The organism is Gluconobacter sp. OJB (genome assembly GCF_039638275.1).
GTDB classification, from domain to species: Bacteria; Pseudomonadota; Alphaproteobacteria; order Acetobacterales; family Acetobacteraceae; genus Gluconobacter; species Gluconobacter cerevisiae.
In genome coordinates, this window is the sequence record NZ_JBDIWH010000002.1 from 81,221 (window position 1) to 101,275 (window position 20,055).

Here is a 20,055-nt window from a genome sequence, read left to right on the forward strand (position 1 = left end):
TATCGCCTCAAGAGCTCTGCCCTGTCGAGCATGGAAGAGGCATCTCTGGTGCATCAACCCGGACAGGCCGGGTTTCAAAGGAGCCCAGAGATGTCCGGTTCATTCATACGCGCTACGTCTGGACTGGTCGTTGCAGACAGTCTTCTGGCTTTTCAGCTGACAGGCAGCCTGCTGCACGCTGCCTCTACCCTTCTGGGGCATGTCATGTCCGGCCTGTCTTCTACAAGACAGGGAGAAACCGCCGATGTTTGACGTCTACGCTTTCGCAACACCCAACAGCGTCAAGGTGACAATTGCACTGGAAGAGCTTGATCTTCCCTACACGCTTCATGGCGTGAACGTCCGCAAAGGGGAGCAGAAGACCCCGGAATTTCTAGCCCTGAACCCTAATGGCAAGGTGCCAGTTCTCTTGGAAACGGATGAGACGGGACAGGCATTTTCTCTAACAGAGTCAGCCGCCATTCTCGTTTTCCTGGCGGAGAAAACAGGCCGACTTCTTCCCGCTCATGGTGAAGCTCGTGCGCTTGTTTTCGAGCAGTTGTTCTTCCATGCCTCTGGCCTCAGCCCGGCCTTCGGACAATCCGGCTTTTTTCAGCGGTTTGCGGCAACGCCCGAACCGATTGCTCTAGAGCGTTTCTCCACCGAGGCAAACCGCACGCTCCATGTCCTCGATACGCTTCTGGAGAAAAACCGGTACGTGGCTGGAGACGAGTTTTCCATCGCCGATATCGCCCATTTCGGCTGGCTGTGGCGTCGCGGTTTTCCCAATATCACGTTTGAGAACACGCCTCATGTGGCCCGCTGGTATGCGGATATCGAAAGCCGACCTGCCGTGCAACGCGGCATTGCCCGTATCGAAGCTCTGGTCCCCAAGGACTGAGACAGATCCTTCCAAGGAAAAATCATGTCCAAACTGTTTACCCCGTTCAAGGCAGGGCCGCTGTCGCTCGATCATCGTATCGTCATGGCCCCGCTGACACGTTTGCGGTCAGAACCCGGCGACAAAGCAGGCACGCTGATCCGCGAGTATTACACTCAGAGAACGTCGCAAGGCGGCCTCATCATTTCCGAAGCAACCCCGGTGGCCCGGGAAGGCTACGGTTATGCTGGCGCCCCTGGCATTTACGAGGATGCGCAGATCGAAGGATGGCGCGCTGTCACAGACGCCGTGCATGCAGGCGGTGGGAAAATCGTCATGCAACTCTGGCATGTTGGACGGCAGTCTCACCCAGACCTTCAGCCAAACGGTAAAGCCCCGGTCGCGCCGTCAGCCATTCAGGCCGAGGGTGACGCCTATACGCCCAATGGGCCCCGACCGTTTTCGATGCCCCATGCGCTGGAGCTTAATGAAATTCCGGCTGTGATCGACCAGTACCGTCAAGGTGCAGCCCGCGCTAAAGCCGCCGGTTTCGATGGGGTGGAAATCCATGGTGCGAATGGTTACCTCCCGGACCAGTTTCTGCAGGACGGGACCAATCACCGCACGGATGAGTATGGCGGCCCGATCGAAAACCGCGCGCGGTTCCTGCTGGAGATCACGCAGGCTGCCATTGATGTGTGGGGAGCAAATCGCGTCGGCGTCCGGCTTAGCCCGAGTGGCACTTATGGCTCCATGTCAGATAGTACTCCGCAGGAGACCTTCGGGTATGTCGCTGCAAAACTTGGCGCTCTGGGCATTGCCTATCTGCATGTCGTCGAACCCCGCATCAAGGGAACGGAACTGATCTCGGAATCAAAGCCGGTAGCGGCAAAGCAACTGCGCCAGCATTTCCATGGCACCATCATTGCTGCAGGCGGCTTCACTGGTGAGAGCGCAGAAGCAATTCTTCAGGCAGGTGATGCCGACGCGGTGGCGTTTGGCCGGTCTTTCATCAGTAACCCCGACCTGCCGGATCGTCTGCGCCACAACCTGCCGCTCACTCCATACGATCGCACAACTTTCTACGGCGGCGGGATACAAGGATACACCGATTATCCCAAGGCCCCGACTTCAGACTGACGGCCATTCCGGCGGGGAATGACCAATAGTCCTTCGTGCCATCATCCCTGAAAAAACCAGCGGCCCTATCGTCAGGTGTCGCTTCATTTCAAAGGAAATACCCATGTCTCTTCAAGCAAAACTCGATGCTTTCAAAGCTGACTTCGAAGCGGGCAAGCCGCCTTACAATGTTCCCGCGTCCGTGATTGAAGTCATGCATCGTGCAACCGCTGAATTGATCGCTTCAGGTGCAGCAGAAAAAGCGCTTAAAGCTGGCGACAAAGCTCCGCCTTTCGCCTTGAATGATCCGGAAGGCAATCCGGTATCCTCCGCAGATCTGTTGTCAAAAGGCCCATTGGTCATCAGCTTTTATCGCGGTGTGTGGTGCCCCTACTGCAATATGGAGCTTCAGGCTCTTGAGGCTGCACTTCCGTCTTTCCGCGAACTCGGCGCAAGTCTGATTGCCATCTCACCGCAGACGGCCGTGAACAGCCGCAAGTCAGTCCGTCAGAACCATCTCGATTTTCCCATCCTGTCGGATGTCCATAATGACGTTGCAGCGGCATTCGGTCTGCGGTTTGCACTGCCGGACTATCTCGTGGATCTCTACACCAGCCTGAAAAACGATCTTCCGTCTTTCAATGGTGATGAGAGCTGGACCCTGCCGATGCCCGGCCGTTTCGTCATCGGGCAGGATGGCGTGATCCTCTATGCCGAAGTCAATCCGGACTACACACGCCGTCCGGAGCCGCAAGACATGCTGCCAGCACTTCGAAAAGCAACACAGGCTTCGGCAAACTGATTATGAGCCTTTTGGCGTCCGGATATGGCCCTATCAGCTCTTGGTAGGGCCAGCCCGGTCGCCATCAGGCAAAAGCTTTTCCTGCACTGACCCCAAGGGAGTAGCCCATGATTCACTTCTACTATGGCCCCGGTCCGAACCCGGCAAAGATTGCACTGTTCCTGACTGAAACAGGCATGACTTTCGAAGCCGTCCCGGTCGATATCTATCGCGGTGCCCAGCATGATCCCGCATTTCGGGCCATCAATCCCAATGGCAAAGTACCTGCTCTCGTAGACACGGATGGTCCACAAGGCAGTCCCGCAATCCTGTTCGATTCAACGGCCATCCTTCTCTATCTGGCTGAGAAAACGGGACAGTTCCTTGGAACGGCGGAGGATCGTCCCCAGCTTCTGTCGTGGCTGATGTTTGTTGCAACGGGTCTTGGTCCGTTCTCAGGACAGGCTGTGCATTTCCAGCATGCGGCACCGGAAGGTCTGGACTATGCGGTCCATCGATATCGTCGTGAAGCGGAACGGCATTATCAGGTCCTGAACGATCACCTGGAAGGGCGATCTTTCATTGTCGGCGATCATTATACGATTGTGGACATGTCGGCATGGGGCTGGCTGGAACGGGCAGCACGGATCATGAAAGGTGATGAGCGGCCGCTTGAACGCTGGCCCAATCTAAGCCGTTTCATGGACAGGATGAATGCTCGTCCGGCAGTCGATCGTGCTCATGCCATCATGAACGGGCACGCATTCAAGACCGTGATAGACGAAGATGTGCGTCAGGCCATGTACCCGACCAGTGTCTTTCCAGTGTCAAAAGGAACAGTTTCATGAGTGAACCCTCCGATTATACACCCCCCAAAGTCTGGACATGGACTGCACCAAGCGGCGGAAAATTCGCCAGTACGAACCGCCCGACTGCCGGCGCCACCCACAAGCAGATCCTTCCCGTTGGCCGTCACCCGCTCCAGCTCTATTCTCTGGGCACTCCCAATGGTGTGAAAGTCACGATCCTCCTTGAGGAGCTGCTTGCTGCGGGTCATACACAAGCCGAATATGACGCATGGCTTATTCGCATTGGCGAAGGGGATCAGTTCGGCTCGGGCTTTACGGAGATCAATCCGAATTCAAAGATTCCGGCCCTTGTCGATCATAGCGGCGATCAGCCTCTGGCCATTTTTGAGTCCGGGTCAATCCTGCTGTATCTGGCCGAAAAATTCGGTGCTTTCATTCCCAAGGATATTGCCCATCGGACAGCATGCCTGAACTGGCTTTTCTGGCAGGTGGGCAGTGCGCCCTATATCGGTGGCGGATTAGGGCACTTCTATGCTTATGCGCCAGAGAAAATCGAATATGCGATCAATCGATTTGCCATGGAAGCCAAACGGCAACTGGATGTGCTTGATCGGCGTCTAGCGGAAAGCCCTTTCATAGCTGGCGAAGACTATACAATTGCCGATATGGCCATTTTCCCGTGGTACGGTGGCCTGGTAGAGGGGTGGCTCTATAATGATGCTGCCACATTCCTGAGCGTTCAGGACTATCCCCATCTCAGGGCATGGGCAGATCGACTTCTGGAACGGCCTGCCGTTCAGCGTGGCCGTATGGTCAACCGAACATCCGGAGACTTCTCAAGCCAGCTTCATGAACGTCACGACGCATCCGATTTTGAGACAAAAAGGCAGGATCGTCTTGGTAGTAAAACATAGATTATCGACGTCCGGATTCTTTCACACATTTCTAGAACCGGACATTCCGGTTTCCCCCCTTAGCGGACTTTCATTGCTTCATCTGCCCATAGGGCAATCTCACTTGCGGAGGGATTTTCAAGGTTCTCCGCTGCCTCAGCAGCGCTCGCTGCAAGACGATGCATCGTTACTGTCCAAGGGGCGTCTTCCGCTTCGTTCGGGAGGGCGGCGTTGATATACGCGCAGGCATCCACGAACTGCCTCAGTCCCTCGACGAACAGGGCTTCACAATCGGCCATGCTGCAGTCTTGCCGGTGATCAGTCATGCTGTGCTTTCCATGGATTGAGGAGTGGCACCCCCGAATACCGGAAATCATTCGTATTCCGTGTCACAACCGTCATGCCATGTACCAGGCCGGTCGCGGCGATAAGGGTGTCGCGCTCCGGGCCCGGATCCGGAACATGCAGGTGAGCGCAGCGGCGGGCGACCGCCAGATCGATGGGAAGTACCCGCTTCGAAAACTCGGGTAGCACGTAGTTCTCCAGCCAGTTCCGCAGAACGCTTCCCTGGGCGGGATCCCTGCGCTCGATCCGCATGACACCGACATCCAGCTCCATGACGGTGACGGCAGACAGGAAAAGGGTCTCGGCCTCCACCTGCTCTGCCCATCTGGCGACATTAGGGTCGGCCCTGCCCGCCCGCACCTTTCGCAGTTCGGAAACAACGTTCGTGTCCAGCAGGAACATCAGCCAAAGTCCGCGGGACGCAGGCCGAGGGTCATGGGCGTCGGATCGAAGTCGATATCTTCGGCACCAGGCAGGGCGAGTGCATCCGCGATCTTTCGCGGTCTGTGGGTCAGCCGGCGATAGTCGTCGATGCTCAGCAGAACATGCGCCGGCTTGCCGCGGTCGGTGATGAAGACAGGCCCCTCAACGGCAGCCTTTTTCGCCCGGGACGTGTCCTGGTTGAACTCACGACTGGAAAATGTGGTGACAGTCATCTCGGGAGCCTCCTGTTTCTTATGTAGCGACATTACTACAATGACGCAGGCAGCGCTATGGAAATCGGGCTCTTCCGGTCTGCACTCACAAACGGGCCAGCTAGTGTCCTTCACAGGGCAGGTGCCCGACCTGGAGCTGACATTCTGAACGGAGAAAGCCGATGAACACGATGGAGCATGGTGGTGCAATGGCAGTCGAGCGCGTCAAACGCCTCGTGGCGGAGGCGCGCAGCCGCACGGCCTCTTCGGAAAGCCCGCGGCCGAAGGACAGTTCTGCTGACGCGACTGAGGGAAACGCGAGCGTGGCCCCGAAGCGGGAGGGTGATCCGGGGTCGTCCCATCAGCATTGACGGGATATATCCCGAGCGCCTCGACATTCCCTCTTTCCACGGCGGCCACGCTCGGCCGTCCCTTTTGTGGTGATTGCCTTGACGACACTCATTCCTCTTTGCGTCCCGTTTGAGCGCCGTAAGGAAGCAGCCCGGGGCGGTGCCACGTTCAACGGGGAGCAGAAGTGCTGGATGGCGCACCGGGACAAGCTCGACGCTCTATTGCCTTTCGTGCCTTACCGGTATCGGCCGGACCGCAAGGCCCCCTACATCCGTCCGTGGATGGTGCCCCAGGCTCTGTGGGGCTTTAATCTTCGCGCCTTCCTGGCGCCCGAAGACTGGAACCGGATCCGGAAGGATGCCTATGCGCGATCCGGATCCCGTTGCCGGGTGTGCGGAGGACGGGGTCCCCAATGGCCGGTCGAGGCTGACGAAGGGTGGGCGTATGACGACGAGCGGCGGATCCAGACCCTCAAAGGGGTGATTTCCCTCTGCCCTGACTGTCATGGCGTGCGTCACTGGGGAAAGACCATGACCGAGGGCAGGCAGGATGCTGCTTTGGCCTGGATGGCAGAGGTGAATGGCTGGAGCCACACCGAAGCGGCGCGGTGCGGAGACCAGGCCATGAAGCAATGGCATACGCGCAGCCGCCATACCGACTGGCAGTGCGACATTTCCTGGGCAATCAGAACCTACAGTGTTGTGCCGATCAGGGACGGCGAAACGCTGGCCCGCGAGCTGAACCGGAAATTCGTGCGGCAGGCGCAGACGCGCGTTGGCATCAGGGCCGGGCACGTTACGCACATTGAACATCTGATCGGTGAGCGATAGGAAACAGCCCCCTTCCCCCGCCGGCTGAAGGCCCGTCGCATTCCAGACGGCTGCCTGATCTGACCCGTTACAGGCCCAGAGGCGGGACCCCGGCCCGATACAGACCTTCGAACAGATCCCCGAGCGCCAGGCGCCGTCGCAAGGTCAGGCGTCGTTGAGCCAGATGATACATCCGGTCGTGCAGCAGATGGCAGCGCTGACACAGCGCGCGCAGATTGCGCAGCCGGTTGCTGGTGGGATCATGATTCAAATGGGCCGCTGCCAGAACCACCTTCGTCTGTCGCATTTGCAGATGCTCGATCAGGTCCGGAGGCGAGATCCGCCTGCCCCGGCCATTGAACCAGTGCCCCGTCTCCGGATGCTTCCACCGGCCACCCGGCAGCACCTGAAGGTGATGTCCATGCGGCCGGCCGCAGCGCTGACAGAGACCCCCTGCCCGCTCGAACCGCACCTGTCGGCTCAGCTCGGGCCAGTTGGGAGGGTAAAGCGCTTTCAGTTCCGGTCGGATCGGCATTCAGTCTTCGTTAACACATTTCCGGCCTGCGTTGGACAGTGTTTGTTCTCCTCTCTGCCCTACCCCGGCTTCGTGCTATCAGAAGCCAGGTTCTGGTTTCGCGGAGGCGTACATGCTCAGCCATCTTCACATCGCAGGCTCGGCAAAGGCTGCCCGTGAGGCCGTCCTGGACCGGCTGGACCAGAAGACCCGGCAGCAGCTTCCTGCCGGCGATCTGACAGAAGCGGTGGCCCTGCTCTCGACCGGTCGCTTCTCCCCCCGTCTCTCTCTGGTCATTCGGGGCATCGAATACCGCGATAACGAATTTGCCGAAGACACGGTCCTGTCCACCGATGTCGAGACGGCCGAGGAGGCATTGGCCATCGCCAGCGCCCATCTGACCGCCCTGCCCTCCGGGCACGAACTGGCGATCGCTCTGGATCTCGAACCCGAACCGGTGTTCGTCGCCTGGCTCAGGCCGAAGGCCGCCAGACGGCGCAAGGCGGGATCGCAGGCGGCCACGCTGGCGCCGCTGGCCTCTCCTCTGGGTCAGCAGTCTGGCGCGGTCCTGCAGTGGTTCGATGCCCTGACCGACGAGGCCCTGCCCGACTATGACGGGACGCTGGTGACGGCGGAGCGCGCCTCAAAGACCTATTCCCGGGCGGCGAAGGCAGTAAACACACGTCGCACCTATCGATCGGCCGTGCGCTCCTGGTGCGCATGGGCGGCAGGACATGGGCTCCCTGCCCTGCCCGCCCGCAGCGAGGATGTCGCCGCCTATCTGGCTGATCTTGCGCTGCAGAAGAAGCGACCCGCGACGGTGGATCTGCACCGTGCTGCACTGCGCTATCTGCACCATGTTGCCCAGGTTCCCGTCCCGACCTCCCATGCTCTTGTGTCCGAAACGGTTGCGGGCATCCGCAGGACGTCAACGGAAAGTGCGTCCCGTCAGGTCAAGGGGCTGACCTGGGATCTGCTGAGCGAGGTCATCGAGCAGATCGATACGGATGAGCTGGTGGGCCTCCGCGACAAGGCCATTCTTCTGCTCGGCTTTGCCGGCGCCCTCCGACGGTCCGAAGTGGCGGCGCTGTGCCTGGACAACGTGGCGCTCGATGATGACGGAATGCGGATCCGGCTGGACCGCTCAAAGGGCGATCGCACCAGTCAGGGTGTCGAGGTGGCGATCCCGAGGGGGATTACTGCCCTGTGTCCGGTCCGGGCCTATGAAGCGTGGCTTCGGAAGGCGAAACTGGCCGAGGCCAAGGGACCGGTTTTCCGGCGCGTGTGGCTCCCGCCTGCTGCCGAGGCCGGTCAGCCCCCTGCCCTGCCCGCCATGGGTTCAGAGGCGCTGTCTGACCGGTCTGTGGCCCGCATCATTCAGAAGCGCTGCCTGGATGCGGGAGTGACAGGTGATTTCAGCGGGCACAGCCTGCGACGCGGAGCGATCACCACAGGAGCTCGTGACGGTACGGATCTGGTCTCGCTCAAGCGTTTCTCGCGCCACCAGACCTTCGGCGTGGTGGAAAAATATATCGAGGTCGAGGACGCCATGACCAAGCATCCAGGGCGCAATCGGTTCTGATTGGTCCGAGGATGAATCCGAATGTGCACTTTACCGGGATTTGCGATGAAATCCCCGATCTTTTCGATCCTCTTTTAAGCCTCGCAAGTGTGCACTTTAGCGGAGCCATCCGCGAGGGCAGGAGAATCGCTCGGAACTGGTAAGATATCTTGGCTATCCCGTGCACTTTTGCGGGCAAGGTGTGCACTTTAGCGTCGGAAGTGTGCACTTTTCCGGAGAGTGATACGCTAAAAACGGGACTCTTCCGTGTTGTCCTGTGCACTTTAACGGGACAAACTAATATATAAACTAATATCTTCTACTAAGCTTCTTCCCTCTAAAGTGCACAGCCGTGCCAAAGCATTTCCGTTCCCCGGTAAAGTTCACGGAGACAGATTAACTAGCTTTAGTCATACTCTCCACGTCGGAGAGATAGGCATGGCTGAAGTTCATCGAATTATAGAGCAGATAGGGCGCCAAGGCGCGCTTCAGCTCGATATAGATCGACGCGTGATCGACATCGCGAGTGGGTATATGTCGAGCGAAGAACTTGGCATTGGCTTCTTGTATTCTGGTTGGGCCCAAGCTGCATTGCCGCATAGAAGACTTAAGTCGAGCGCTGCATGGCAAGTAAAGAGCGATCACGTAACGCTGCTCGTTGAACCGGGACGGAGACCGGGAAAAGATGCCGAGCCTGAGTACGTAGGAGTTCCCTATGGAAGTAAAGCCCGTTTGATTATGCTTTATCTTCAGACCGAGGCACTCAAGACAAATAGCCGGGAAATCGAGATAGGGAAAAGCCTCCGATCATGGTTGAACCGCATGGGCATTCCCATCGGAGGAAAGGCAGTGGCAGACGTTCGTGATCAAGCCGAACGGATTGCGCGTTGTCGTCTAAGCTTTCATATAAAAACTGCCGATAGCACAGGATTCCTAAATCAAAATATCATCGACTCAGGAATGATCACTGAGTACGACGATGCGACAGGGAAACCAACGTCATTCCTTGACGCAGTAAAATTGTCCGAGAATTTTTTTCAGCAATTAAAACGCCACCCGGTTCCGATAGAAGAGGCCGCCATTAGGCATCTAAATGGTCATTCCCAAGCTTTGGATATTTATTGCTGGCTAGCGTATCGCTTACACGTCTTAAAAAAACCGACACCCGTTACTTGGGCGGCCTTAAAATTACAATTTGGACCAGGCGTTGCCCGTATGGACCATTTCCGCACAGGCTTTTTAGATAATTTGGGACTGGCATTAGCAGTTTATCCTGCTGCGAAAGTTGACGTCGACCGAACAGGCGCAACCTTGTTTCCCTCCCCTCCCCCAGTTAAGCCAAAAACACTCTCATAAAGACGGGATTACCATTGGTATACCGTTGACCTACCCGGGCAAGGCAGCTAAGAGGAGGCGTAATGTTCGTCTGCAAGCGGAATGGGGGGGTATACCGAAGGTCTTCCGTTTCCATGCAGTATACTATTTTGGAGAACCTTAATGCCAACTATCGTCTTCGCTTCTCCGAAAGGTGGGGCAGGGAAATCTACGACAGCTATTCTCTTGGCATCGGAGTTCGCACATAACGGTGCCTCCGTAACTCTAATTGACGCTGATCCAAATAAGCCGGTTGCTCGTTGGGCATCACTTCCTGGAAAACCGGAGACGTTAAAGGTGATTGAAGACGTCACCGAGCGGACTATCATAAAGACGATTGACCACGAGGCAGAGGAGAGTTCGTTTGTAATAGTAGATCTCGAAGGTACCGCGTCAAGAATGGTACCTTATGCAATGAGCCGTGCGGATCTTGTAATCATCCCTACGAGAGGTTCAGCCCTCGACGCTGTTGAAGCTGTTTCTGCTGTTAGAGAGGTCAGGCAGCAGGAAGAGGCATTTAGAATCAACATTCCCTGTGCCATCTTATTTACCTGCACAAGCGCAGCAATACGACCGAGGACTTTATCTGCTATTGAAGCGGAATTCCGGGAGAACGGCGTACCCGTGTTCTCGGTTCAAGTTCATGAGCGTGATGCATACAGAGCGATTTTTTCTTTCGGAGGTACTATTCGTACTCTCGATCCCAAAAATGCGCGCAATCTTCCAAGTGCCGCAGCGAATATCGAAGCCCTTGCTAGGGAAGTGATAGAATTACTATCCAGCGAACAGGACGTAGATCGATGAAGTCACGCACAAGCATCTTTTCGGATCCGCAAAAGGGTGGAGCTATGGATCTTTCCAAATTCAAGCCCGCACCGAAAAACAAAGATACAAGGCCCGCGCCTGAGGAGATTGACCGGATCTCGGAAGGATCCCGATTTGTCAGTAGAGAAAGTGTATCCGAGCCCGAAAACTCCGCAGGCAAGGCTCAATCTAATCAAGGCACGAGGAAACCAAGAGCGTATCGAACTGGACGACATCGCGTAGTGAGTGTGAAGACTACAAATGAACACGCAGAACGGTTTTATGAGCTCGCAGACAAATTAGGTTTGAAAGTTGCGGAGACGTTTGAGTTAGCTATAGCGGCACTGGAGCGTGACAATCGTCCATGATCAAATGAAAATGCCCGTAACGGGGGATTCTTGTTCAAATAGGGAAGCTCCCTTTTCCTACCCTATTAAACGGTAGACCGACCGTATTCCTTTTTGCCGACGTTCTGAACGTGGAGGGTGGGAAACACTCCCTGCCCCACGTTTCAGTGCCTGCCCTTGGTAGACTGACCGTAGACCCGGATGCTTGATGCGTTCGTCCTGTCATGGACGGCAAACGGTAGACCGACCGTATTCCTTTCTCCCGACGTTCTGAACGTGGAGGGTGGGGAACACTCCCTGCCCCGCGTTTCAGTGCCTGCCCTTGGTAGACTGACCGTAGACCCGGATGCTTGATGCGTTCGTCCTGTCATGGACGGTAAACGGTAGACCGACCGTATTCCTTTCTCCCGACGTTCTGAACGTGGAGGGTGGGGAACGCTCCCTGCCCCACGTTTCAGTGCCTGCCCTTGGTAGACTGACCGTAGACCCGGATGCTTGATGCGTTCGTCCTGTCATGGACGGTAAACGGTAGACCGACCGTATTCCTTTCTCCCGACGTTCTGAACGTGGAGGGTGGGGAACACTCCCTGCCCCACGTTTCAGTGCCTGCCCTTGGTAGACTGACCGTAGACCCGGATGCTTGATGCGTTCGTCCTGTCATGGACGGTAAACGGTAGACCGACCGTATTCCTTTCTCCCGACGTTCTGAACGTGGAGGGTGGGGAACACTCCCTGCCCCGTGTTTCAGTGCCTGCCCTTGGTAGACTGACCGTAGACCCGGACGCTTGATGCGTTCGTCCTGTCATGGACGGTAAACGGTAGACCGACCGTAAATACCGCGGAAACATTGGCTGTCCACAGCTTGCTGAAAGTATCCCCCTTACCTCACCAGCACTGACAGACGAAGAATAGACGAGGAAAAAAGGAGAGGTAGGATAGGCGTATGAGAGAACCGCTGCCTGTCAGCCGCCCGCACTGCAACAGGTGGGTCGGCGTCAGTCCTCCCCATGCTCGCCGGCTGCGCCGCCTGCGCGTGGGTGCGGGTGACGCCGATCCTGCCGCTGCGCGGCACTGTTGCAGCGCGGGCGACCAACAGGCCGTCGCAAGGATGTTTGAAGAACCAGAGATGGATCGAGCATCATGCGACGCTACCAGTTTCCCTATGTCCCAACCCCCCGTGGCCGGCCTCCGATGCGCTGGACCGACACGCAGGAACCCACAACCTGCCGCCGCTGCAACACGCACTGGGAAGACGGTGATCCGGCACTGACGATTGCCTGCACGGGCTGCGGCGCTCCTGCGGATGAGCCGTGCCGCCGCAGCTCCGGTGGCAATGAGCGTGTGTGCGCCTGTCGCGACGAAGCCGCCGTCCAAATGGGACTGCTGACACGTTGTGAGGGACTGACCTGGGATGGTCGCCATGAAAAGCCGCTGCTGCTGCGGGAGCGCCCGATCGCCCACGCCCTGATGTGCCGCTCTGTGCGGACAGGCGCCCCGGTCAGTCGGTGGACATCATGAGCCCGGATCTCGCGTCCTATGACAGCATCATTGTCGCAGTGTCCGGGGGCAAGGATGGCACGGCCTGTCTGCTCGCCCTGCTGGAAGCCGGTGCTCCGGCCGAACGCATCGAGCTGTGGCACCACGATGTGGACGGGGAGGGGGGATCCTTCATGGACTGGCCCTCCACTGCTCCGTATGTCGAAGCCCTGGCTCGCGACTTCGGACTGCCACTCTATCGGTCCTGGCGCGAGGGTGGCTTCGAGCGCGAGATGCTGCGCCACGATATGCCGACCGCGCCCGTGGTCTTCGAGACCCCGGAGGGGCGCGTCGTCGCCGGCGGGGAGGGCCAGAACGGAACCCGGCTGCGCTTTCCCCAGGTCTCGGCCAGCCTCTCCGTGCGCTGGTGTTCGGCAAGCCTCAAAGTCGACGTAGCCGATCGTGCCGTTCGCGGACAGGACCGGTTCCTCAACCGCCGTACCCTGGTCGTGACAGGCGAGCGTGCTGAAGAGAGTCCCGCACGGGCTCGATATGCGGCCTTTGAGCCTCACCGTACCGACACGAGAAACGGGACGCGTCGTCGTCGCCATGTCGATCACTGGAGGCCGGTACATCAGTGGTCCGAAGCAGAGGTCTGGGCGATCCTGGAGCGCTGGCGCGTCATGCCAGCCTATCCATATCAGGTTGGATTTTCGCGCCTGTCCTGCGCGTTCTGCATCTTCGGCAATGCAGACCAGTTCGCCACCCTGAAATGGATGGATGCGAACCGGTTTGCGAAACTGGTTGGATATGAAAAAGACTTCGGCTGCACGATCAAACGTGACAGGGGGCTCGCGCAGCTGTCATCCGAAGGGACGGTTTATGAAGCGGCCCGGTCGCGGCCCGATCTGGTCGCAGCCTGCCTGTCAGACCGCCCGTTACAGACGGTTCTGACAGAAAACTGGACTCTCCCGGCCGGTGCCTTCGGTAACGGAGGAGGGCCCCTCTAGTTTCAGGCGCGGGCCGGACGGCCCCGCCGTTTTTCGGGGAGCTTCTTTACCGGAGGGAGGTCTTCTTCCTGAGGCGCAGAAGCGCGGGTTCTGGAGCCCAGGCCGATTTCCCGGGCAAGAGCTGCGCGCTGTGCGGAATAGCCGGGAGCGACCATCGGATACTCCGGGGGCAGACCCCAGCGGGCCCGGTATTCATCAGGCGTCATGTTGTACGCCGTTTTGAGATGACGGCGGAGCATCTTCAGCTTTTTCCCGTCTTCCAGACAGATGATGTAGTCCGGGAAAACCGACTTCTTCGGATTGACCACGGGAACCGGAGCCTCTTCGACCGCGGCCTCGGAGACCGCCGGACCGGTCAGGGCCGTATGAACGGAACGGATCAGGCCCGGGAGCATGTCGGGTGCGACATCGTTTCTTGAAAGATAGGCGGCCACGATTTCGGCCGTCAGGGAACGCAGGTCAGAGTGAGGGGGCTCTGTGGCGGGTGTCAGGTCAGTCATGAAATCCCTCAGTGTAATGATGGTGAGCTGTAAATCGTTTCTGTGAACGGTGACTGCAAGTCAGCCACGACAATACATTACTCCGGATAACAGCGTCTTCACACTTGCTGCACGGTTTTTTTCTGTCCTGCAGAAGCGGCGAAAACAAAAGAAAAAGAACAAAGAGAGGGAAAGGGAGAAGGGGGCACCACGGGATCGCCCTGTGCGGCAAGGGGTGGGTCCGTCCGTGTCCTCGCTGGCGCTGCGGGCCGGGCGGTCCCGACGCTGACGCGTCGCCCTTGCCCCCCAGCACGACGCCGCGGTTGCCGGAGAGGGTCAGGAAAGGAGAAAGATGACGATGCCGAGCTTGGCCCTTACGTCCCCGGACACACAATCGCAGTTCAGTCTGGTTCAGGCCCATCAGGAGGGCTGGACCATCCTCGAAGGCTGCGGTCCCGAAAACATGGACACCCAGATCCGAGGCGTCACCTGTTCGGACCAGCACGCCTGGTGGCGGGTGTCACAGAAGGCGCGCTGCGGCTCCGAATACCATCGCGAGGCCCTGGCGCGCCTTTCCGACAGTGAACGCCAGCAGATCAGCCTTCGGTTCGGACCGCTCTGATCCCCTGATGCCGCGCGCCTGAGCCGGGCGCGGCTCGCCCCCGCAATTCCATCATCCCGTTTTTCTGGCCCCCCGGTCTGCCGCGCGCAGCACCGGGCGCGGCCGCTTGTCCGGAGTTTTCCCATGAGCAAGGCACAGCTGAGCTTCTTCGACACATCCGCCCTTGGGGGCGCGAACGCCAATCTTTTCTGGGGTGAGCTGCCTGGCGACAAGGCTCTTGAAGAGGCCGCGAAGGTCGTTGCGCAGGCTGTCAGCACTCCGGTTATCGCGCCGAAGGTCGACTTCTGCCTCCGCGGGACGCGTGGGCTCGCCCAGGGATGGAAGGCACGGGCGCGGGACAACCTGACGGCGATCCGACTGCTGTCCGAACTTGAGGCCGAAGGTCGCAATGCAACGCCTCAGGAACAGGCGGTGCTGGCGAAGTTCACGGGATTTGGTGCCGGCGAGCTGGCCAACAGCCTGTTTCCGCGAGCCGGTGAAGCATTTCGGGAGGGCTGGGAGGACATCGGCGTGCTCCTGGAGCAGCTCACCAGCAAGGAGGAGCGATCCGGTCTGGCCCGGGCCACGCAGTACGCCCATTACACGCCGGAACTGATCGTCCATGCGCTGTGGGATCTCGTCGCGCAGATGGGGTTCCGTGGCGGACGTGCGCTGGAGCCGGGCTGTGGCACGGGTCTGTTCATGGGCGCGATCCCGGAGAAACTTGCCCCAAAGACGGCCTGGACGGCGATCGAGAACGATCCGCTGACCGCCCGCATCGCCCGCAAGCTGTTTCCGAACCAGTGGGTCCGGTCTGAAGACTTCACGACGGCGAAGATTGCCGAGCAGTTCGACCTCGCCATCGGCAACCCGCCGTTCAGCAACCGCACGGTGCGCGGCACGGACGAACTGGGGCGGCTTGGTCTGTCGCTGCATGACTACTTCATCGCACGCTCCGTCTCCCGCCTGCGTCCCGGTGCCATGGGTCTGTTCGTGACGTCACGCTGGACGATGGACAAGCGCGACGCCACTGCGCGCCGGCACCTGTTCGAAACGGCGGATCTGGTTGGTGCGGTACGCCTGCCGGCTGGCGCGATGCGCGATGATGCCGGAACTGACGTGGTCGTGGACGTGCTGGTCCTGCGCCGTCGCGAGATCGGAGACAGCCCGGGCGAGACCGCCTGGCTGGACGTTGCGGACCTGTCCGACACCGACGAGGGGGAGGGACCGCTCAGCATCAACCGCTATTTTGCGGAGAACGGTCAGCAGGTGCTGGGTCGGCACGGCTGGACGAGCGGACAGTTCGGGCCGGAATACACCTGCACTGCAAACCCGATGCTGATGCTTGAGGATGCGCTTCCGAGCGCGCTCTCCCGTCTCGCCGCGCTGGCCCGCTTCCCGGTGCCGCAGACGCTCGATGTCGAGGCGCTGCGGGAAAGCCGGCGTGCAGATGTCGGCACGGCAGGGGAGGGGGCGAGCCTCAAGGAAGGCAGCTACCTGATCGAGAAGGGCGCGCTGCACCAGATCATCGACGGCCAGTCGGTGGCGGTGAAGGTGAAGAAAGGCGAGCAGAAGGACGGTATTTTCCAGAAGCACGCGCGCATCATCGAAGGCCTGATCCCGGTCCGCGATGCTGCCCGTGCGGTCCTGCGCGCCCAGGTGGAGAACCTGCCTTACAGTGCGCTCCAGGCGGACCTCAAGCGCGCCTATCAGACGTTCGTGCGACAGTTCGGGCCGATCAACCTGACGCTGACCAGCACGCGCACTGATCCCAGAACCGGGGACGAGAGCACCACGCAGCGGCGCCCGAACCTCCAACCCTTCTACGACGATCCGGACGTCTGGCTGGTCAGTTCGATCGAGGAGTACGACGAGGACCAGCAGGTCGGCACACAGGGACCACTGTTCTCTGAGCGTGTGATCCAGGCGACGCTGGAGCCGGAGGTGCACAGCGCCCATGACGCGCTTGCGGTCTGCCTGCACGAGACGGGTGTGGTGGAGATCCCGCGCATTGCCGAGCTGCTGGGGCGACCCGAGGACGAGGTCATCGCCGAGCTGGGCAGTGCCATTTACCTCGATGCCGGACGCAGCCAGCCCGGACGCGACGTCTGGGTGCCGGCCGACGAAGCCCTGTCAGGGGCGGTGCGCACGAAGCTGGCGGAGGCCCGCAAGGCCGCTGAGACCGATCCCCGCTTCGCCCGCACCGTGGCCGCGCTGGAAGAGGCCCAGCCCGAGGACCTGCGGCCGAGTGACATTACGGCCCGTCTGGGGGCGCCGTGGATCCCGACCGCCGACATCGAGGGCTTCATCGCCGAGGTGATCGGGGTCGAAGCCGGCGTGTGGCACACCAGGGAGGTGGCGTCCTGGACCCTGGACAAGGGACCGTTCCGGGGCAAGGCCGAAGCGACGTCCGTCTGGGGCACCGAACGCCGTCCCGCAGGGGAACTGATCGAGGATGCGCTCAATCAGGCCATTCCGCAGATCTGGGACACCTGGCGCGACGAGAACGGTGAGCACCGGCAGCTGAATGCGCAGGAGACCGAGGCCGCCAAGGAAAAGCTCGCCGCCATCAAGACAGCCTTCCAAACCTGGGTGTGGCAGGATCCAGAGCGCGCCGAGCGTTTGGTGCGGCTGTATAACGACACCTACAACAACCTCGTCCCCCGCGCCTTTGACGGCTCGCATCTGCAGTTGCCCGGGGCCAGCACCACGATTCAGCTGCGCGCCCACCAGAAGCGGGTGGTCTGGCGCATCATCGCCACGGGCAACACTTACATGGCGCATGCCGTTGGCTCGGGGAAAACCTTCTCGATGTGTGCGGCGATCATGGAGCAGCGCCGTCTTGGCCTGATCTCGAAGGCCATGGTTGTGGTGCCGGGACACTGTCTGGCGCAGATGGCCCGCGAGTTCCTGATGCTCTATCCGACCGCGAAGATCCTGGTTGCGGATGACACGAACTTCGTGAAGGCGAAGCGCCAGCGCTTCCTGGCCCGTGCGGCCACGGGTCAGTGGGACGCGATCATCATTACGCATGATGCCTTCAAGTTCATTCCGGTCGAGACCAAGTTCGAGCAGGCGATGATCGAGGCGCAGATCGCGTCTTACGAGAGCCTGCTGTGCGACGTGGACAAGGACGATCGCGTGTCGCGCAAGCGCATCGAGCGCATGAAGGAAGGGATGGAGGCCAAACTGGAGGGGCTGGCCAGCCGCAAGGACGATCTGGTGCATCTCGGCGAGATCGGGATCGACCAGATCCTCGTGGACGAGGCGCAGCAGTTCCGCAAGCTCAGCTTCGGTACGAACCAGTCCAGCCTCAAAGGGGTCGATCCGAACGGCAGCGGGCGTGCCTGGGACCTGTACGTCAAGGCCCGCTATCTGAGCCGTCTCAACCCCGGTCGCGAGCTGGTCATGGCCTCGGGCTCGCCGATTACGAACACCCTGGGCGAGATGTACAATGTGCAGCGCTTCCAGCAGATCGACGCCCTGATCGAGCGTGGTCTGCACGAGTTCGACGCCTGGGCCGCCAATTTCGGGGAGACCCGCACGGAACTCGAGCTTCAGCCGAGCGGGCTGTACAAGCCTGTGACGCGGTTTGCGGAGTTCGTGAACGTGGCCGATCTGATGGCCATGTACCGGCATTTTGCGGACGTCGTTCAGCAGGACGACCTGCGCCAGTACGTGAAGCTGCCTGAAATCGCCACGGGCAGCCGACAGATCGTCGTCGCAGACAGTGGACCCGCCTTCCGCGATTACCAGAAGGAACTGGAAGCGCGGATCAAGGTGATTGAGGAGCGCAAGGGCAAGCCTGAAAAAGGGCAGGACATCATCCTGTCCGTGATCAACGATGCGCGTCACGCAGCGATTGATCTGCGGTTTGTCCGGCCCTGGGAGGCCAACGACAACAGCAACAAGCTGAATGTCATGATCGCGAAGGTCTTCGACATCTGGAAGGCGACGAGCGAAAACCGCTACACCGATCCCGATACCGGCAAGCCGTATGATCTGCCCGGGGCCGTGCAGATGATCTTCTCGGATCTGGGTACGGAAGCCGCGCTGGAGAAACGGGGCTTCTCGGCCTATCTGTGGATCCGCGACGAGCTGATGCGGATGGGTGTGCCGCGCGAGCAGATCGCCTTCATGCAGCACTACAAGAAGAGTGCCGCCAAGCAGGGGCTGTTCCGGGATCTCAATTCCGGGCGCAAACGCATCCTGATCGGCTCGAGTGCAACAATGGGCACGGGCGTGAACGCACAGCAGCGTCTGATTGCCCTGCACCATCTGGATGTGCCCTGGCTGGTGGCCGACATCATCCAGCGTGAGGGGCGGATCGAACGCCAGGGCAACCAGAACCCTGTCATCCAGATTTACGCCTACGCCCTGAAGGGCTCGGTGGATGCCACGAACTGGCAGCTTCTGGAGCGCAAGCAGCGCTTCCTGTGTCTGGCCATGTCGGGAGACCGGTCGATCCGCCGTCTGGAGGATATCGGCGAGAGTGCGAACCAGTTTGCCATGGCGAAGGCACTGGCCTCGGGTGACGAACGCTTGATGAAAAAGGCAGGACTGGAAGCGGAGCTGGCTCGTCTGCGTCGTCTCAAGGCCGCCCACTACGACGACCAGTTCAACGTGCGTCGCGCGATCGAGCGAGCCGAACGCGATCAGAGGGTGGCCGAAGCCGTTATTCTGAAAATCCGGGCGGATATCGCGAAACGCCAGTCCACACGGGGCGAGGCGTTCGAGCTTGTGCGCAAGTCGGATGTGATGACCGAACGTCAGGATGCCGGCAGGTGGCTGATGGGTCAGGCGCGCACGGCCAAACGCGCAGAGACAAAGGGTCGGTGGAGACTGGGCGAGATCGGCGGGTTCGAGCTGGTGTGTGAGACCTGGAGCTCGACGTTCATGGGTGAGACGGAATGGGACGCGACCATCGCCATCGTGGCCGAGGACCGGATGATCGGGATCGACTTTGATCACGACACCGCGCCGCTCGGATTCATCGCCCGCATCGAGAACACTTTGCTGCGGTTCGACAGCGAGCTTGCGGATGCGCAGCGTGTGGTTGCCGAGACGGAGCGCAAGCTGCCCGGCTACCGCGCCCGTGACGGGATGCCGTTCCGCGAGGCCGCACTTCTGGAGGAGAAGGAGGAGGAAATGGCGTCTCTGGAGGCGGATCTGGCCGAGGATACAGCGCGGCGGGAGGCCGAGGCTGCCGAGGCTCTGGCCGCGATGGAGAGCCTGAGCGTCAACGATAATGGGGGAGAAGGCGAGGAAGAAGAAGCGGCAGCATAAGA

General features: G+C 59.8%; 20 protein-coding genes. 15 read left to right on the plus strand and 5 right to left on the minus strand.

Translation table 11 applies throughout. The features are described 5' to 3' along the window. The first annotated feature begins 90 nt into the window (after positions 1-90). From ABDK74_RS13600 to yghU, 6 genes are all read left to right on the plus strand, one after another. Complete coding sequence (locus tag ABDK74_RS13600) at positions 91-252, plus strand: hypothetical protein (RefSeq protein ID WP_154670671.1); 162 nt, start codon at positions 91-93, stop codon at positions 250-252. Further along, positions 245-880, plus strand: a complete 636-nt coding sequence (locus ABDK74_RS13605; RefSeq protein ID WP_346004293.1) for a glutathione S-transferase N-terminal domain-containing protein — start codon at positions 245-247, stop codon at positions 878-880. Before ABDK74_RS13600 ends, ABDK74_RS13605 begins: the two co-directional genes overlap by 8 nt. A 24-nt stretch (positions 881-904) precedes the next feature. Next, positions 905-1,999, plus strand: coding sequence for an alkene reductase (locus ABDK74_RS13610; protein ID WP_346004294.1), 1,095 nt, complete (start codon positions 905-907; stop codon positions 1,997-1,999). A 103-nt stretch (positions 2,000-2,102) separates the two neighbouring features. Next, positions 2,103-2,780 carry a peroxiredoxin-like family protein gene (locus ABDK74_RS13615; RefSeq protein WP_346004296.1) on the plus strand — a complete coding sequence of 226 codons (678 nt, stop codon included), beginning with the start codon at positions 2,103-2,105 and terminating at the stop codon, positions 2,778-2,780. Between the two features lie 107 nt (positions 2,781-2,887). After that, positions 2,888-3,607, plus strand: coding sequence for a glutathione S-transferase family protein (locus ABDK74_RS13620; RefSeq protein WP_211555725.1), 720 nt, complete (start codon positions 2,888-2,890; stop codon positions 3,605-3,607). Continuing rightward, a complete protein-coding gene (gene yghU / locus ABDK74_RS13625) occupies positions 3,604-4,482 on the plus strand; it encodes a glutathione-dependent disulfide-bond oxidoreductase (RefSeq protein WP_211555723.1) in 879 nt (292 codons plus the stop codon). The genes ABDK74_RS13620 and yghU overlap by 4 nt, the downstream gene beginning before the upstream one ends. 59 nt (positions 4,483-4,541) lie before the next feature. Here the strand turns inward: yghU and ABDK74_RS13630 are convergent, their stop codons facing one another. From ABDK74_RS13630 to ABDK74_RS13640, 3 genes are read right to left on the minus strand one after another with little or no spacing between them, the layout of a single operon-like run. After that, positions 4,542-4,787 (minus strand): hypothetical protein, encoded by a 246-nt coding sequence (locus ABDK74_RS13630; protein WP_062106882.1) that lies wholly within the window; start codon positions 4,785-4,787, stop codon positions 4,542-4,544. Then, positions 4,780-5,208 (minus strand): type II toxin-antitoxin system VapC family toxin, encoded by a 429-nt coding sequence (locus ABDK74_RS13635; RefSeq protein WP_064275563.1) that lies wholly within the window; start codon positions 5,206-5,208, stop codon positions 4,780-4,782. The genes ABDK74_RS13630 and ABDK74_RS13635 overlap by 8 nt, the downstream gene beginning before the upstream one ends. Next, complete coding sequence (locus ABDK74_RS13640; protein ID WP_024716583.1) at positions 5,208-5,462, minus strand: type II toxin-antitoxin system Phd/YefM family antitoxin; 255 nt, start codon at positions 5,460-5,462, stop codon at positions 5,208-5,210. Before ABDK74_RS13640 ends, ABDK74_RS13635 begins: the two co-directional genes overlap by 1 nt. 161 nt (positions 5,463-5,623) lie before the next feature. Here ABDK74_RS13640 and ABDK74_RS13645 point away from each other — a divergent pair, with 161 nt between their 5' ends. Further along, positions 5,624-5,812 carry a hypothetical protein gene (locus tag ABDK74_RS13645; RefSeq protein WP_062446539.1) on the plus strand — a complete coding sequence of 63 codons (189 nt, stop codon included), beginning with the start codon at positions 5,624-5,626 and terminating at the stop codon, positions 5,810-5,812. Positions 5,813-5,881: 69 nt separating this feature from the next. Continuing rightward, a complete protein-coding gene (locus tag ABDK74_RS13650; RefSeq protein WP_346004355.1) occupies positions 5,882-6,622 on the plus strand; it encodes a hypothetical protein in 741 nt (246 codons plus the stop codon). 67 nt (positions 6,623-6,689) lie between these two features. Here the strand turns inward: ABDK74_RS13650 and ABDK74_RS13655 are convergent, their stop codons facing one another. Beyond that, on the minus strand, positions 6,690-7,136 hold the full coding sequence (locus ABDK74_RS13655) for a hypothetical protein (protein ID WP_211576390.1): 447 nt from the start codon (positions 7,134-7,136) through the stop codon (positions 6,690-6,692). Positions 7,137-7,248: 112 nt separating this feature from the next. On the opposite strand from ABDK74_RS13655, the gene ABDK74_RS13660 reads away from it, so the two are divergent. From ABDK74_RS13660 to ABDK74_RS13680, 5 genes are all read left to right on the plus strand, one after another. Continuing rightward, a complete protein-coding gene (locus ABDK74_RS13660; protein WP_346004297.1) occupies positions 7,249-8,697 on the plus strand; it encodes a site-specific integrase in 1,449 nt (482 codons plus the stop codon). A gap of 417 nt (positions 8,698-9,114) precedes the next feature. Beyond that, complete coding sequence (locus tag ABDK74_RS13665) at positions 9,115-10,032, plus strand: replication protein RepA (protein WP_194263241.1); 918 nt, start codon at positions 9,115-9,117, stop codon at positions 10,030-10,032. 141 nt (positions 10,033-10,173) lie between these two features. Further along, entirely contained in the window at positions 10,174-10,854 is a 681-nt protein-coding gene (locus tag ABDK74_RS13670) for a ParA family protein (RefSeq protein WP_194263242.1), read from the plus strand. 1,487 nt (positions 10,855-12,341) lie between these two features. After that, a complete protein-coding gene (locus tag ABDK74_RS13675; protein WP_034954418.1) occupies positions 12,342-12,719 on the plus strand; it encodes a hypothetical protein in 378 nt (125 codons plus the stop codon). Further along, complete coding sequence (locus ABDK74_RS13680; RefSeq protein WP_194263243.1) at positions 12,716-13,687, plus strand: phosphoadenosine phosphosulfate reductase family protein; 972 nt, start codon at positions 12,716-12,718, stop codon at positions 13,685-13,687. Before ABDK74_RS13675 ends, ABDK74_RS13680 begins: the two co-directional genes overlap by 4 nt. A gap of 2 nt (positions 13,688-13,689) precedes the next feature. Here ABDK74_RS13680 and ABDK74_RS13685 read toward each other — a convergent pair whose 3' ends face one another. Then, positions 13,690-14,187, minus strand: coding sequence for a MucR family transcriptional regulator (locus tag ABDK74_RS13685; protein WP_194263244.1), 498 nt, complete (start codon positions 14,185-14,187; stop codon positions 13,690-13,692). Positions 14,188-14,518: 331 nt separating this feature from the next. On the opposite strand from ABDK74_RS13685, the gene ABDK74_RS13690 reads away from it, so the two are divergent. Both ABDK74_RS13690 and ABDK74_RS13695 read left to right on the plus strand, forming a co-directional pair. Further along, positions 14,519-14,788, plus strand: a complete 270-nt coding sequence (locus tag ABDK74_RS13690) for a hypothetical protein (RefSeq protein WP_228120869.1) — start codon at positions 14,519-14,521, stop codon at positions 14,786-14,788. A gap of 123 nt (positions 14,789-14,911) precedes the next feature. Then, positions 14,912-20,053, plus strand: coding sequence for a DEAD/DEAH box helicase family protein (locus tag ABDK74_RS13695; RefSeq protein ID WP_346004298.1), 5,142 nt, complete (start codon positions 14,912-14,914; stop codon positions 20,051-20,053). Positions 20,054-20,055: the final 2 nt, after the last annotated feature.

Bases quoted from the DNA above. Each gene is read 5' to 3' on its own strand.
- ABDK74_RS13600 (WP_154670671.1), top strand. From the start codon at position 91: ATGTCCGGTTCATTCATACGCGCTACGTCTGGACTGGTCGTTGCAGAC.
- ABDK74_RS13605 (WP_346004293.1), top strand. From the start codon at position 245: ATGTTTGACGTCTACGCTTTCGCAACACCCAACAGCGTCAAGGTGACA.
- ABDK74_RS13610 (WP_346004294.1), top strand. From the start codon at position 905: ATGTCCAAACTGTTTACCCCGTTCAAGGCAGGGCCGCTGTCGCTCGAT.
- ABDK74_RS13615 (WP_346004296.1), top strand. From the start codon at position 2,103: ATGTCTCTTCAAGCAAAACTCGATGCTTTCAAAGCTGACTTCGAAGCG.
- ABDK74_RS13620 (WP_211555725.1), top strand. From the start codon at position 2,888: ATGATTCACTTCTACTATGGCCCCGGTCCGAACCCGGCAAAGATTGCA.
- yghU (WP_211555723.1), top strand. From the start codon at position 3,604: ATGAGTGAACCCTCCGATTATACACCCCCCAAAGTCTGGACATGGACT.
- ABDK74_RS13630 (WP_062106882.1), bottom strand. From the start codon at position 4,787: ATGACTGATCACCGGCAAGACTGCAGCATGGCCGATTGTGAAGCCCTG.
- ABDK74_RS13635 (WP_064275563.1), bottom strand. From the start codon at position 5,208: ATGTTCCTGCTGGACACGAACGTTGTTTCCGAACTGCGAAAGGTGCGG.
- ABDK74_RS13640 (WP_024716583.1), bottom strand. From the start codon at position 5,462: ATGACTGTCACCACATTTTCCAGTCGTGAGTTCAACCAGGACACGTCC.
- ABDK74_RS13645 (WP_062446539.1), top strand. From the start codon at position 5,624: ATGAACACGATGGAGCATGGTGGTGCAATGGCAGTCGAGCGCGTCAAA.
- ABDK74_RS13655 (WP_211576390.1), bottom strand. From the start codon at position 7,136: ATGCCGATCCGACCGGAACTGAAAGCGCTTTACCCTCCCAACTGGCCC.
- ABDK74_RS13660 (WP_346004297.1), top strand. From the start codon at position 7,249: ATGCTCAGCCATCTTCACATCGCAGGCTCGGCAAAGGCTGCCCGTGAG.
- ABDK74_RS13665 (WP_194263241.1), top strand. From the start codon at position 9,115: ATGGCTGAAGTTCATCGAATTATAGAGCAGATAGGGCGCCAAGGCGCG.
- ABDK74_RS13670 (WP_194263242.1), top strand. From the start codon at position 10,174: ATGCCAACTATCGTCTTCGCTTCTCCGAAAGGTGGGGCAGGGAAATCT.
- ABDK74_RS13675 (WP_034954418.1), top strand. From the start codon at position 12,342: ATGCGACGCTACCAGTTTCCCTATGTCCCAACCCCCCGTGGCCGGCCT.
- ABDK74_RS13680 (WP_194263243.1), top strand. From the start codon at position 12,716: ATGAGCCCGGATCTCGCGTCCTATGACAGCATCATTGTCGCAGTGTCC.
- ABDK74_RS13685 (WP_194263244.1), bottom strand. From the start codon at position 14,187: ATGACTGACCTGACACCCGCCACAGAGCCCCCTCACTCTGACCTGCGT.
- ABDK74_RS13690 (WP_228120869.1), top strand. From the start codon at position 14,519: ATGACGATGCCGAGCTTGGCCCTTACGTCCCCGGACACACAATCGCAG.
- ABDK74_RS13695 (WP_346004298.1), top strand. From the start codon at position 14,912: ATGAGCAAGGCACAGCTGAGCTTCTTCGACACATCCGCCCTTGGGGGC.